This is a genomic window from Cellulosimicrobium funkei, from assembly GCF_004519295.1.
GTDB lineage: Bacteria > Actinomycetota > Actinomycetes > Actinomycetales > Cellulomonadaceae > Cellulosimicrobium > Cellulosimicrobium funkei.
This window is the reverse complement of record NZ_SOZH01000001.1, coordinates 216,258-229,575: the sequence shown is the minus strand read 5'-3', so window position 1 is coordinate 229,575 and position 13,318 is coordinate 216,258. Positions and strand designations below refer to the sequence as shown.

The 13,318-nt window shown below is 76.3% G+C and carries 12 protein-coding genes; 4 read left to right on the top strand and 8 right to left on the bottom strand.

Annotated elements, in window-relative coordinates:
• Window positions 1-20: 20 nt before the first annotated feature.
• Complete coding sequence (locus tag E1O70_RS01005) at window positions 21-1,787, bottom strand: GAF domain-containing SpoIIE family protein phosphatase (RefSeq protein WP_061268162.1); 1,767 nt, start codon at window positions 1,785-1,787, stop codon at window positions 21-23.
• A gap of 174 nt (window positions 1,788-1,961) precedes the next feature.
• Between E1O70_RS01005 and E1O70_RS01000 the strand changes: the two genes are divergently transcribed.
• Window positions 1,962-2,633: a response regulator transcription factor gene (locus tag E1O70_RS01000; protein WP_043652826.1), complete on the top strand. Its 672-nt coding sequence runs from the start codon at window positions 1,962-1,964 to the stop codon at window positions 2,631-2,633.
• Complete coding sequence (locus tag E1O70_RS00995; protein WP_128957692.1) at window positions 2,618-3,859, top strand: sensor histidine kinase; 1,242 nt, start codon at window positions 2,618-2,620, stop codon at window positions 3,857-3,859. Before E1O70_RS01000 ends, E1O70_RS00995 begins: the two co-directional genes overlap by 16 nt.
• A gap of 490 nt (window positions 3,860-4,349) precedes the next feature.
• Here the strand turns inward: E1O70_RS00995 and E1O70_RS00985 are convergent, their stop codons facing one another.
• The 4 genes from E1O70_RS00985 to E1O70_RS00970 all read right to left on the bottom strand — a co-directional run bounded on the left by E1O70_RS00985 (window position 4,350) and on the right by E1O70_RS00970 (window position 10,165).
• Window positions 4,350-4,877, bottom strand: a complete 528-nt coding sequence (locus E1O70_RS00985) for an FMN-binding protein (protein ID WP_061268158.1) — start codon at window positions 4,875-4,877, stop codon at window positions 4,350-4,352.
• Window positions 4,874-6,301, bottom strand: a complete 1,428-nt coding sequence (locus E1O70_RS00980) for a ferredoxin reductase family protein (protein WP_082774555.1) — start codon at window positions 6,299-6,301, stop codon at window positions 4,874-4,876. Before E1O70_RS00980 ends, E1O70_RS00985 begins: the two co-directional genes overlap by 4 nt.
• Before the next feature lie 103 nt (window positions 6,302-6,404).
• Window positions 6,405-8,324 (bottom strand): heavy metal translocating P-type ATPase, encoded by a 1,920-nt coding sequence (locus E1O70_RS00975; RefSeq protein WP_061268157.1) that lies wholly within the window; start codon window positions 8,322-8,324, stop codon window positions 6,405-6,407.
• 131 nt (window positions 8,325-8,455) lie between these two features.
• Window positions 8,456-10,165, bottom strand: a complete 1,710-nt coding sequence (locus E1O70_RS00970) for an alpha/beta hydrolase (RefSeq protein WP_061268156.1) — start codon at window positions 10,163-10,165, stop codon at window positions 8,456-8,458.
• Window positions 10,166-10,285: 120 nt separating this feature from the next.
• Here E1O70_RS00970 and E1O70_RS00965 point away from each other — a divergent pair, with 120 nt between their 5' ends.
• The gene (locus E1O70_RS00965; protein ID WP_061268155.1) at window positions 10,286-10,564 is read left to right on the top strand and encodes a toxin HicA; all 279 of its coding nucleotides are present in this window, start codon (window positions 10,286-10,288) and stop codon (window positions 10,562-10,564) included.
• Window positions 10,561-10,887 carry a type II toxin-antitoxin system HicB family antitoxin gene (locus E1O70_RS00960; RefSeq protein ID WP_043652837.1) on the top strand — a complete coding sequence of 109 codons (327 nt, stop codon included), beginning with the start codon at window positions 10,561-10,563 and terminating at the stop codon, window positions 10,885-10,887. Before E1O70_RS00965 ends, E1O70_RS00960 begins: the two co-directional genes overlap by 4 nt.
• Window positions 10,888-10,968: 81 nt before the next feature.
• Here the strand turns inward: E1O70_RS00960 and E1O70_RS00955 are convergent, their stop codons facing one another.
• The 3 genes from E1O70_RS00955 to E1O70_RS00945 are packed head-to-tail and all read right to left on the bottom strand — an operon-like array spanning window position 10,969 to window position 13,297.
• Complete coding sequence (locus E1O70_RS00955) at window positions 10,969-12,210, bottom strand: SLC13 family permease (protein ID WP_240696555.1); 1,242 nt, start codon at window positions 12,208-12,210, stop codon at window positions 10,969-10,971.
• 5 nt (window positions 12,211-12,215) lie between these two features.
• Window positions 12,216-12,965: a cation diffusion facilitator family transporter gene (locus tag E1O70_RS00950; RefSeq protein ID WP_061268179.1), complete on the bottom strand. Its 750-nt coding sequence runs from the start codon at window positions 12,963-12,965 to the stop codon at window positions 12,216-12,218.
• Entirely contained in the window at window positions 12,962-13,297 is a 336-nt protein-coding gene (locus E1O70_RS00945) for an ArsR/SmtB family transcription factor (protein WP_043652840.1), read from the bottom strand. Before E1O70_RS00945 ends, E1O70_RS00950 begins: the two co-directional genes overlap by 4 nt.
• Window positions 13,298-13,318: the final 21 nt, after the last annotated feature.

Sequence of the window (13,318 nt, the reverse complement as noted above, 5' to 3'; positions counted from 1 at the left end):
CCTGCGCCCCGCCCGACGGCTCAGGCGTCGGGCGGCGCACCGCCGTCCGACGCCGTGGCCTCGCCCCCGCGCGGGAGGCGGACGACGAGCAGGCACGTGTCGTCCTCGCTGCGATGATCCCCGGCCTGGTCGAGCAGGTGGTCCCGGGTGGCCGCCGCACCCGCGTCCGCCGGAGCGCGGCCGAAGGCGCGCGCGAGCTCGACGATCCCCTCGCGCTGGCCGCGCGCACGCGACTCGACGAGGCCGTCGGTGTAGAGCACGAGCGTGCTCCCGGCCGGTACGTGCAGGCGGACGGCCGCCACCGGCCCGGGCGTGACGATCCCGACCGGCGTGGTGAGGGCGCCGTCGAGCGGCCGCACGACGCCGTCGGGCGTGCGGAGCAGGGGCGGCGGGTGGCCGGCCCGGCAGTAGACGAGCTCGCGCCCTCCGTCGGCGTCCGGTGGCCCGAGGGTCGCGACCACGCACGTCGCGACGTCGGCGAGGCCGAACTGCTTCACGAGCCCGTCGAGGCGCGCGACGACGCCGTCGGGCGTGGTGCCGTCCGCGGCGACGCTCAGCAGCGCCGACCGGATCTGGCCCATCGCCGCCGCGGCGTGCATGTCGTGCCCGACGACGTCACCCACCACGAGGAGCACGCGGCCGCCGGGGAGCTCGAGTGCCTCGAACCAGTCGCCGCCGACCGCGGCGCCCGACGCGCCGGCCGCGGGCCGGTAGACCACGGCGACGTCGAGGTCGTCGAGCGGGGCGAGGCGAGGCAGCATCCGCTCCTGCAGGGTGTGCGCGGCGTCGCGCTCCCGCTCGTAGAGCCGCGCGTTGTCGAGCAGGAGGCCGATCCGGTGCCCGAGGTCCTCGAACATCACGGCGTCCTCGTCACCGAAGAACCCGGCCTGCGGGCTGACGACGGCGAGCACGCCGACGACCCGGCCCCGGGCCCGCAGCCCCACCGACATAGCGGAGCCGAGCCCGAGCGCGCGCATGGCCGCGAGCTCCTCCTCGTCCGCGTGCGGCGAGACGAGGTCGGGCGTGACGTCGAACGGCCGCGCGAACCGCGCGCCGCCCCCGAGCACGTCGACCGCCGCGAGCGACCGGTCGGCCCAGCCGGGCGTCCGGGACAGGCGCCTTGCCGCAGCGGCGAGCGCCGGGTCGTGCGACGCGACGTCGGTGCGCGAGCGACGGTCCGGGTACGTCACGACGACCGCCCAGCCCGAGAAGACCTCGGCCACGGCGTGCGCCGCCTCGGCCAGCACGTCCTCGACGTCGAGGAGCTCGCCCAGCCGCTCGACGAGACGCGTCGTCGTGGTCAGCCGACGGTTCGCGGAGATCGCCGCGTCGAGAGCCGCCTCGCGGGACCGCTCCGCCTCGACCCGGGTGGTGACGTCCGCCTGGACGCCGACGAAGTGAGTGAGGGTCCCGTGGTCGTCGTGGACCGGCGAGATGGTGAGCTGGTTCCAGAACGCCGTGCCGTCCTTGCGATAGTTCAGCAGCGTCTCGCCCACCGTGCTGCCGTCGTCGACCGCGGCGCGGATCCTCGCGACCGCCTCGCGGTCGGTGCCCAGACCCTGGAGGAACCGGCAGTTCGTCCCCAGCACCTCGTCCGCGGTGTAGCCGGTCGTCGCCGTGAACGCGGGGTTGGCCCACACCAGCGGCATGCCGGGAGCGCGCGCGTCGGCGATGGTGAACGAGACATCGCTCGCGGACATCGCCCGGCGTTCGAGCGCGACGGCGAGCCGCTCCGCCTCGGCCAGGGCGGCGGCCGGGGGGTCGGACGAGGAGGTCGAGGTGGCCACGGGGCGCCTCACGGTCGGACGGCGGGCGTCCTGTGCTCGAACGCCCGGAACACTGTCGCACGCCGCGACCGTCCGTGAGGACCCGCTCCGGGAGGGCGGCGGTGCGTCGGCCGCAGTTGTGCCCGACCGCCCGGCGGTCAGAATGGACACGTCCGGGAGACGAGGCGGAACCGCATGACAGTCGAGGCACGGGTCCTCGTGGTCGAGGACGACCGCATGCTCGCGGACATGCTCGTGGAGCTCCTCGGGAGCGAGGGCTACGCCGTCGAGGTCGCGCACGACGGCCAGCGCGGGCTCCACCTCGGCCTCACGCGCGAGTACGACCTGCTGCTCCTCGACCGTGGCCTGCCCGCCGTCGAGGGGCTCGACCTGCTCGCCCGGCTGCGCTCGCGCGGCGTCACGGCGCCCGCGCTCGTGCTGTCGGCGCTCGGCAACCCGGCCGACCGTGTGGCCGGCCTCGACGCCGGGGCCGAGGACTACGTGGGGAAGCCGTTCGACGTCGACGAGCTGCTGGCGCGGCTGCGCGCGCTGCGCCGGCGGGGCCAGGCGTCCCCGGCGGCGGGCGCGATCCGCCTCCCGGGCGGCACGCTCGACCTCGGGACCCGCCGCGTGACGACGGACGCAGGCACGACCGCCGACCTCTCGGCGCGCGAGGCCGCGCTCGCCGAGGTCCTCGCCCGGCACCCGCACCAGGTCTTCGGCCGGGACGAGCTGCTGGAGCGCGTGTTCCCCGAGGCGTCCGACCCGGGGGTCGTGGACACCTACGTGTACTACCTGCGCCGCAAGCTCGGCCGCCGCGCGGTCACGACCGTGCGCGGGCTGGGGTACCGGTGGGGCGCACTGTGATCACGGGCGCGGAGCGCGACCTCCTGCGGCGCACGAGCCGGCGCCTCGCGGTGCAGACGGGTCTCCTCGTGCTCGTGAGCCTGCTCGTGGTGGCGGCGGTCGTCCTCGCCGTGGTGGCTCGCGCGCTCGGCGAGGCGGACGACCGTCGGCTCGAGTCGGCGGCGTCGGCCGACGAGGTCACCGACGCGGGCCCAGGGACCTGGGTCGCCGTGGCCTCGCCGCGCGGTGTCGAGGCGTCGCCCGGGATGCCGGCCGGCCTGCCCGACCTCGGTCTCGTCGAGCAGGTGGCACGCACGGGGACGAGCGCGCGGGAGCGGGTGACGACCTCGGCAGGCACGTTCTGGGTGCTCACGGTGGAGCGTCGGGACGGCGTCGTCCAGGCCGTCCTCGACCCGTCCGAGACGCGCGAGGAGCTGGCGCGCCTCCTCCTCGCGCTCGGTGTCGCGACGGCCGTCGGGGTCGTGCTCGCCACCGTCGGGGGCTGGTGGCTCGGGCGTCGCGCCGTCCTCCCCACGGCGCAGGCCCTCGCGATGCAGCGGCGCTTCGTGGCGGACGCGAGCCACGAGCTGCGGACCCCCCTCACCCTGCTCTCGACGCGCGCGCAGCTCCTGCGTCGCCGGCTCGAACGACCGGGCCCGGGGACGGCGGAGCAGGTGGCGCGCGACGTCGACGGGCTCCTCGAGGACACGGCCGCGCTCAGCGACGTGCTCGACGACCTGCTGACGGCCGCGGACACGCGGTCCGTGGACCTCGTCCCCGTCGACCTCGCGGCGCTGGCCGACGCCGTCGTGCGCTCGGCCGAGGCGCGCGCGGCGTCGCGCTCCGTCGCGCTGCGGCGCGCGGGGACGGACGACCTCACGGTCGCGGGGGCGCCGGCCGCGCTGCGCCGCGCGCTCACCGCGCTCGTGGACAACGCGGTCGACCACGCGACGCACGAGGTCGTCGTCACGGTGCGGCGCGCCGGGTCGGCCGCGCAGGCGCTCGTCGACGACGACGGACCCGGGCTGGGCGAGGACGCCGGCGACCTGTTCGCACGCTTCGCCTCGCGCCGCCCCGGGCCGGCACCCGACGAGGGCGGGCGCCGCCACTACGGGCTGGGGCTCGCGCTCGTCGCGGAGGTCGCGGCCCAGCACGCGGGCACCGTGGAGGCGACGAACCGCCCCGACGCACCGCACGGGGCCCGTCTCGTGCTCACGCTGCCGCTCGGCCCGCCGGCCCGTCGCTGACGACCGTCCCGTCCGGGAGGACGGCGAGCACGAGGGCGGCCCCCTGGTCCACCGCCCACGCGACCCCCTCCTCGCCCAGCGCGAGGACGCTCGTCGCGAGGACGTCGGCGGTCGTGAGGTCGGGCGCGACGACGGTCGGAGAACCCCGCGGCGACGAGCCGGTCCACCGCGCGCTGCGCGGCCCAGCCCTTGACGACGCCGTCGGTGTCGAGCGTGCCGTCCGGCCGGTGCACGTCGAACGCGCCACCGCTCGCGACGCGCGCGGCCTCCGCGAGGTCGAGCACCTCGCGCAGGTCCCGGGAGGGGCGCGCGACGAGCCCGCGCCGGTGGCGGGACAGCTCGCTGTCCGCGCGTCGCCCGCTGAACCGCGCGTCCGCGGCGTGGAGCACCGCGAACGCCGCGCGGGCGGCAGCCTGCGCACGCTCGTCGTCGGGCGCGCGCAGGTCCAGCGACATCGGCAGCCCCATGACCGTCTCCGTCCGGCGCACCGTCAGCCCCGCGCGTCGATCGCGGCCTGGAGGGACTCGCGGTAGCCCTCGGAGGTGTAGGTCGCCCCGGAGACGGTGTCGATGCGCGCGGACTGCGCCCGCACGGCCTCCTGCGCGAGCAGCGGCGTGGCGCGCGCGGAGATCTGGGAGCTCTCTCCCCCGCTGGGCGACCGCACGGTCTGCACCGCGTCGAGGTGCGTCCCGGTGAACCTCACCGCGACCTGCACCGGCCCGTACCGCGTCTGGACGACCGACCCCGTCACGGTCGCCCGCGTCGGGTCGGGCGTGCCGGTGCCCGGGCTCGCCGGGGACGTGCCCGGGTCCGTCGAGCCCGCGGTGGAGGGGGCCGGCGTCGGGGTCGTGGGGGTCACGGGCTCCGACCCCGCGACGACGGCGGCGGGACCAGCCGACGTCGCGGACCCGTCCCCGGCGAGGCCCGGCACCCCGCCGTACCGCGCGAGCGCGGCGGCCCCGAGCGCGAGCACGCTGCCCGCGTAGACGATCGTCCCTCTCCAGCGGCGTCCGGTCATGACAGGCTCAGCTCCTCGTGGTGGACGGCGGACCGCGGCACGCCCGCGCGGCGTGCCGAGTCCTCGACGGTGGCGACCATCGCGGGCGGACCGCACACGAACACGTCGCGCGACGCGATGTCGGGGACCAGGGCGTCGAGCCGCCCCGGGCCCAGGGGGTCGTACCCGAGGTCGGCCCGGCGGCCCACGACGGGCAGGTACGTGAGCGGCGCGTCGGCGAGCTCGTGGCCGAGGCCGAGGTCCGCCCGGGACCGGGCGCGGTGCACGACGACGACGTCGTGACCGCGCGCGACCAGGTCCTCCGCGAGCGCCCGCACGGGCCCGACGCCCGCGCCCCCGGCGACGAGCAGCACACCGCGGCGTCGCGCCCGGGCGGCGGAGAAGCGGCCGAACGGTCCCTCGAGGAGCACGCGCGTCCCCGGCCGCAGGTGGGCCACCGCGCGCGAGTGGTCGCCCAGGCCACCGACGGTGAAGCGCAGGTGCTCGCCGTCGGGCGCGACGGAGACCGAGTAGGGGTGGGCGGTGACGACGTGGCCCCGCGCGAGGAAGCGCACGAGGAAGAACTGGCCCGCCCGTGCCCCGGCGTCCGCGAGCGCCGGACCCGACACCCACACGCTCGTCATCCCCCCGGCCTCCGGCACGACCGCGCTCACCCGCGGCGCGTCCCGGAGCACGCCCAGGAGCGGCAGCACCACGCGCCACGTGAGCAGGGCCGCGGCGGTGCCCGCGTAGAGGAGCACCCAGGCGGCGCGGGCCGTCGGGTCGGCGACGAAGTGCGCGCCCGCCGTGACCTGGTGCGCGAACGTGAGGTACACCCCGGCGTAGATCGTCAGGTGCACGAGGAACCACGCCTCGTACGACAGGTGCCGCCGCACGAGGCGCGCGCCGGACACCCCCACGACCACGAACAGGCCGGTGCCGACCAGCGCGGCCGTCATGTCCGGCTCCGCCAGCACGAGGGTGAGCGCCTGCCACCAGGACGCGGCCTGCGCCGGCAGGGCGGTCCCGGCCACCATGAGGAGCGTGTGCGTGAGGACGAGGAGCACGACGGCCGTCCCGAGGACGCGGTGCCACGCGACGAGCCGGTCCAGGCCCACCGCACGCTCGAACCAGGGCACGCGCCCGACGAGGAGGAGCTGGGCGCAGACCAGCACCGACGCGACGAGCCCCACGAGCTCCCCCACGCCGGTGAGCGCGCCGGCCGGGGACGCCCCGGCGGACGGCGGCGTGCCCCGCCACCAGAACGCGACGACGAGCACGAGGACACCGACCAGCACCGCCCACAGGACGACCGCGCCCGGAGCGGGTGCGCCCGCTCCGCGCCGTGCCCGGGCCGTGGCCCGGTCCTGAGGCTGGGCCTGCTGGGCCTGCTGGGCCTGCTGGGCCTGCGGGGCCGACGTCCGGCGCGTCGTGAGGATGCTCATGCGAGACAGCGTGCCCGCCGATTCTCAGAGCATTCTCGGAGACGGTGCCGGGGGTCCGGGGTCCGATCCTCTCGTCCGCCCGTGGGCGGGTGGACGCCGGTTCTCAGCGGGACGACGCCGCCGGCACGAGCGGCTCGCCGACCTCCGCGGCGGATGCCGACCGGGACGGTCCGGGCGGCGTCTCGTCCCTGCCCGGGCGGGTGGCGAGCAGCGCCCACAGGATGCACGCGAGGTCGACGACCTCCTGGAGCCACGCCCCCGCGAGCGCGGGGAGCCGCCCCGTCGCGGCCACGACCATGAGCAGCCCGGACAGGGCGATCCCGATGCCGATGGCCTGCCACGCGACCCGCACGGTGCGGCGGCCGATCCGCACGGCGCCGACGGTGCGCGCGAGGTCGTCGCGGACGACGACGGCGTCCGCGGACTCGGTCGCCGCCGTCGAGCCCCGTGCGCCCATGGCCATGCCGACGTCGGCCACCGCGAGGACCGGGGCGTCGTTCACGCCGTCCCCGACCATCATCACGGGGCGGTCCGGCAGCGCACGCACCGCGTCGACCTTGTCCTGCGGGAGGAGGCCGGCGCGCACGTCGTCGATGCCCACCTGGTCCGCGACGTGCCGGGCGGTCGCCGCGCCGTCGCCGGTGAGCATGACGGTGGTCCGCACGCCCGCGGCGTGGAGGGCGGCGACGGTGGGGCGGGCCTCGGCCCGCAGCTCGTCGGCGAGGAGCACGGTCCCGGCGTACGCGCCGTCGACGCCCACGTGGACGGCGCTGCGGCCCGCGCCGGGCACGGGGACGCCCGCGGGCGCGCCCGCGGTGACGAAGGCCAGCCGACCGACCGCCACCGCGTGGCCGTCCACCGTCGCGCGGGCTCCCCGGGCGGTCTCCTCCGTCGCGTCCCGTGCGGCGGGCAGCGCGAGGTCCCGCTCCTGGGCCGCGCGGACGATCGCCGCCGCGAGCGGGTGCACCGAGTACTGCTCGACGGCGGCCGCGAGCGCGAGCACGCGGTCCGGCGTGCGGTCGCCCGCGGGCAGGACCTCCACGACGACCGGCGCCCCGTGGGTCAGCGTGCCCGTCTTGTCGAACGCGACGGTGCGCACGCGCGAGAGCTGTTCGAGCGTGCCCGCCGACTTCACGATGATCCCGTTCCGGGCCGCGCGGGACATGCCGGACATGAAGGCGACCGGGGCCGCGATGATCAGCGGGCACGGCGTCGCGACGACGAGGACCTCGGCGAAGCGGGTCGCCTCGCCGCTGAGCGCCCACGCTGCGCCCGCGAGCGCGAGGGCGGCGACCGTGAACGGCACCGCCACCCGGTCGGCGAGGCGCACGAACGGCGCCTTGGACTCCTGCGCCTGCTTCACGAGCTCGACGATCGCCTGGTACTGCGATCCCGCGGCCGTCGCGGTCGCCCGGACCTGCGCCGCTCCGCCGCCGTTGACCGACCCGGACAGCACGGTGTCCCCGCGCCGGTGCTCCACGGGGAGCGACTCCCCGGACAGCGACGACTCGTCGAGCGTGGCCGCCGTGCTGAGCAGGACGCCGTCCACCGGGACGACCTCACCGGGCCGCACCCACACCTCGTCGCCGGGGCGCACGTCGTCGACGGGGACGTCCTCGAGCTCCCCGCCGGGCCCGGCCCGGTGGGCGACGCGCGGGGCGCCGGCCAGCAGGCTCGAGAGCTCGCGCCGCGCGCGCCCGTTCGCGTAGTCCTCGAGCGCCTCGCCGCCCGAGAGCATGAGGCACACCACGAGCGCGGCCCAGTACTCCCCCACGAGCACCGTGGCCGTGACGGACAGGACGGCCAGCAGGTCGACGCCGTACGTGCCCGCCCGCAGGTCCGCCACCATCGCGCGCGCCCGGACCACGACGAGCACGAGCGCGAACGCCGAGACCACGACCTGGGCCGAGCGGTCCGGACCCCAGGCCTCGAGCACGCCGCCGAGACCGCCCACCGCCACCGTGGCGACCACCCACGGGTAGCGCCGGGCGGCCTCCGTCACGCGGTGGCCCGGTCCGGTCATGCCTCCAGGGTGGGCAGACGCCGAGACCTGGCGGTAGGGCCGAACGGCCGCGACCGCAAGGGACCAGCGGGCACCGTCCAGCGGGTCAGCGGGTCAGCGGGTCAGCGGGTAAGTGGTCAGCGGTCAGCGGGTCAGACGACCGGCAGGCGCAGCGCCTCCCCGAGCGGGACCGACGGGCCCTGGAACGGCACGACGTCCTGCTCGCACGTGGCGCCGTCGGTCGCGTCGAGGTCCACGAGGTACCGCGCGACGGCGTCGTCCGCGCACGCGCTCTTGCCGATGATCGTGTGGCCCCAGCCCTCGACGGTGAGCACGCGGGCGTCGGGCCAGCGGTCCGCGTAGGGCTGCGTGAACCCGTACGGCGTCGCGGGGTCGAACCGGGTGCCGACCACGAGGACGGGAGTCTCCGTCGTCTGGTCCCACGGGCCCGTGAACGCGTCGCGGTCCTCGACGGGCACGAACTCGCACTGGACGCCCACCCAGCCGCGGAAGCGCCCGAAGTGCGGGTACTGCGCGTCGAGCGCGTCGACCTTCGCGGGGTACTGCCACGGCCGGCCGGGGGTCGTCGTGTCGACGCACAGGCTCGCGAGCGCGCCGCCGACCGACGCGTAGTCCTCGGCGAAGCCCGCGCGGCGGAGCAGCTCCCCCAGCGAGGGCAGCGCACCGAGCGTGCGCTGGCGGTCCGCAGCCGCGGGCGGCTCGACGGCGCCGCTCAGCACGGCGAGCGACGCGAGCGTGAGGTCGAGGTCGCCCCACGCGGCGGGCTCGTACAGGTACTGGAAGACGAGCGCCACCGTGTCCGGGTACCCGACGCGCACGCTCGTGCCGTCGGGGAGCGGCACGTCGACCGGCGCCTCGCGGAGCGCGGCGTAGGTCGCCTCGACGACGTCGGCCGGGTCGCCGAGCGACGCGAGCGCGCACGCCGACGGCCCCGCCTCGGAGCACAGCCGCGTGAACTCGCCGAACGTCTCGGTCGCACCGGCGGCCTGCCCGATCCGAGCGCCGATCAGCTCGCGCGACCCGACGCCCGACCACGCGTCGACGTCCATCGTGCCGTCGAGCACGAGGGCGCGGACGCGGTCCGGGAACAGCGCCCCGTACGTCGCGCCGAGCACCGTGCCGTAGGAGTACCCCACGTAGCTGAGCTGCTCGTCGCCCACCGCCTGGCGCAGCAGGTCCATGTCGCGCGCGACGTTCGCCGTCGACGCGTGCGCGATCCGGTCGCCCGAGAACAGCGTGCAGGACGCCCCGAACGCCGCCATCTGGCCGAGGTAGCGCGTCTCCTCGCGGTCGGTCACGGGGAACGCGGGCAGGCCCGCGAGGAACGCGTTCTCCCGCTCCTGGTCGCGGAAGCACGTCGCGGGGTCGGACGTCCCGACGGCGCGCGGGTCGAACCCGATGACGTCGAACCGCGCGAGCACGTCGTCGTCGAAGAGCGAGCCCCCCAGCAGGTGCAGCGTCTCGACGCCCGGCCCGCCGGGGCCGCCGAAGTTGGTGAACAGGCTCCCGATCCGCTGCTCGGGGTCGGACGCCGGGAGCCGCGTCAGGCCGATGGTCGTCGTGCGGCCGTGAGGGCGGTCGTAGTCGGTCGGCACCTGCGCCGTCGCGCACTCGAACGCCTCGAGGCCGTCGCCGTCGCACGGCCCCCACGCGATCTCGGGCACGGGGGCCTCGACCTGGGCGGCCGTGGTCGTGGCGGGTCCGGTGCGGGCCGACGCCGTGGCGGCACCGGTGCGGGCTGGCTCACCCCCCGGGCCCGCGACGGCCGCGGCGGGTACCCCGCCGAGCAGGAGGACCGCCGCCAGCGACGAGGCGGCGGCGCGGACGGTTCGTGTCGTCATCGATCGCGAAGTCATCGCTCCCCATCCGACCACGGGCCTGCGGTGACCGCACCTGGACCTCCGCCGTCGAGCACGGTGGGCCACTGCACGGGTGGTACCACTATTGGTACCGTAGGTCTGGTGACGAAGCGAGACAAGGTGCTGGACCGCATGCGGAACAGCCCCGGCAGCGTTCGCTTCGACGAGCTCGCCGCCGTGTGCGACCACTACTTCGGCGAGCCCAGACGCAGCGGGGGCTCGCACCACGTCTATGCCATGCCGTGGCCCGGTGACCCCCGGGTCAACATCCAGAACAGCAACGGCCGGGCCAAGGCCTACCAGGTCAAACAGGTCCTCGAGGCGATCGACAGGCTCGAGGCCATGCACGAGGAGAACGACCCCTCAGAGGAGGAGAAGTGAACGCCGCCGAGCACTACAGCTACCGCGTGTCCTGGTCCGCAGACGACGGAGAGTTCGTCGGTACGGTTCTCGAGCTGCCCTCTCTCTCGTGGCTGGAGCCCGAGTCGGCCGCCGCGTTCGCCGGGATCCGGAAGCTCGCCTCCGAGGTGGTCGAGGACCTCGCAGCCTCTGGCGAAGAGGTCCCCGAGCCCCTGTCCGAGCGCCACTACTCCGGCGAGTTCCGCGTGCGGATCCCCCCGGCCATGCACCGCCGGCTCGTCGAGGAGGCTGCCGCGCAGGGCATCTCCATGAACCGTCTCGCCAACCACAAGCTCTCAGCCTGAGACAGCACGGAGCCCGCGTCCGGAGATCTCGTCTCGTCTCCTCGCGCGGGCTTCGTCATGGCGCTCGGCCGTGATGCCGGGTCACCTCGGCCAAGTCAGCGCCACGACGGCGACCCCCGCCGCGACGGCGAGGGGCGCGAGCACCAGGCCCTGACGGATCACGTGCCACGCGGGCGGCGGCTCCTGCCCGAAGGTGTGACGGCGGTACTGCTGCCACCACAGCACGGTCGCGAGCGACGCCCACGGCGTGATCAGCGGCCCGGCGTCGACCGCGACGAGCAGGGTCGCGAGCCGCTCGACGTCCTCGCCCGCCGCGGGGAGCAGCGCGAGGAACGCGGGCAGGTTGTTCACGAGGTTCGCCGCGACGACGCCCGTCGCGGCGAGGCGGGCGAGGTCGCCCGGCCCGCTCCCCGTGCCCGCGACGGCGGCGAGGAGGTCGCCGAGCCCGTGCGCGTGCCAGGTCTCCACGACCACGAACAGCGCCGCCACGACCACCGCGGACCTCCACGGCAGCATCTCCCGCACCGGCACGAGCGGGCGCACGCGCCGCCACCACGTCGCGAGCGCGAGCACCGCCGCGCCCGCGAGCGCCGTCGGCGCGACGGGCAGCTCGAGCGCGAACGCGACCGCGAGGAGCACGACGACGGCCCCGGTGACCCGCAGGAGCACCCGGTCGGGCGGCGTCGGGCCGGGGCCCACGAGGTCGAACCGCCCGCGCAGGTGGCGTCCGTGCAGCACGAGGAGCACGACGACCGTCACGGCGAGCACCGCGAGCGCCGGCGCCCACATCACCCCGACGTACCCGGTGCCGAACCGGTCCGCCGCGAGCAGGTTGGTGAGGTTCGAGACCGGCAGGAGGAGCGACGCCGTGTTGGCGAGCGCGAGCACGGTGAGCGCGAGCGGCAGGGGCCTGGTGCCCGTGCGCCGGGCGAGGGCGAGCACGACGGGCGTGACGAGCACCGCCGTCGTGTCGAGCGACAGCACCACGGTGCTGGCCGTCGCGAGCAGCACGACGAGGACCCACAGCACGATCCGCCGACCTCGGGCGAGCCGCGCCGCCCGGGCGGCGACGGCGTCGAACAGGCCCGCGCCCGCGCACAGCTCCGCGACGACCGTGATGGCGAGGAGGAACACCAGGACCGGCCCGGTGCGCACGAGCAGGTCGCGCGCGTCCGCCGCGGGGAGCAGCCCCGTCGCGGGGAGCGCGACGACGACCACCGCGGCGAGCAGCCACGGCGGCAGGCGACGGCGGCGTCGCCGGTGAGCCGTGCCCGCGGCGGCGCCGGAGTCCGCGCCGACATCAGGGGGAGGCTCGGTCGTCACGGCGGTCACTGTACGACCGGTGCACCTCGCTCGGCGGTCGAGGGCTCGTGTCGGCAGCAGTCGCAGGACGGGGCGGCGGCGTCCGTGGGGCCGGCATGCGCGACGGCGGTCGGGGCGCAGCACGCGTCGCCGCGCCAGGCCTCGACGCCCTCCTTGACCGCGAGGGCGGCGATGACGAGCGCGGCGAGCGGGTCGGCCCACGACCACCCGAGGGTCGCGTTGAGGACGAGCCCGACGAGCAGGACCGCCGACAGGTACGTGCACAGCAGAGTCTGCTTCGAGTCCGCGACGGCGGACGCCGAGCCGAGCTCGCGTCCGGTGCGGCGCTCGAACCACGACAGGAACGGCATGACGGCGAGGCTCACCGCGGCGAGCCAGATGCCGACGACCGAGTGCTCGGGTTCCGCCGCGCCGAGCAGCGACCGGACGGCGTCGACGGACACGAACACCGCGAGGCCGAGGAACGAGACCGCGATGACCCGCATCGCGGCCCGCTCGCGCCGGTGGGGGTCGGGCGTCGCGAACTGCCAGGCGACCGCGGCAGCCGAGAGGACCTCGACGAGCGAGTCGAGCCCGAACCCGACGAGGGCGGCCGACGACGCGACCCGTCCTGCCGTGATCGCGACGACGGCCTCCACGACGTTCCACGAGATCGCCGCGGCGACGACCCACCGCACGCGCCGTTGGAGGACGGTGCGGCGCGCGGCCGTCAGGGCGGGGGCGGACGGCGGTGCGCCGACGGGGACGGAGGTCATGAGCACGTGCACCCGTCGGGGCCGCAGCAGGTCGGGTCGACCTGGACGACGAGCCGCAGCAGGTCGTCGAGCGCGGGTGCGAGGTGCGGGTCGGCGAGGCGGTACCAGGTGCGGCGCCCGTCGGGGATCGCCTCGACGAGCCCGCACCCGCGCAGGCACGCGAGCTGGTTGGACATGACCTGGCGGGAGACGCCGAGCGCGTCGGCGAGGTCGGACGGGTAGGCGGGCGCCTCGCGCAGCGCGAGCAGGACGCGGGCGCGCGTCTCGTCCGACAGGGCGTGCCCCAGCCGCGCGAGCGCGGCGGTGTGGGTGAGGGTGACCGTCTCGACCATGGGTGCGACAGTACACGGACC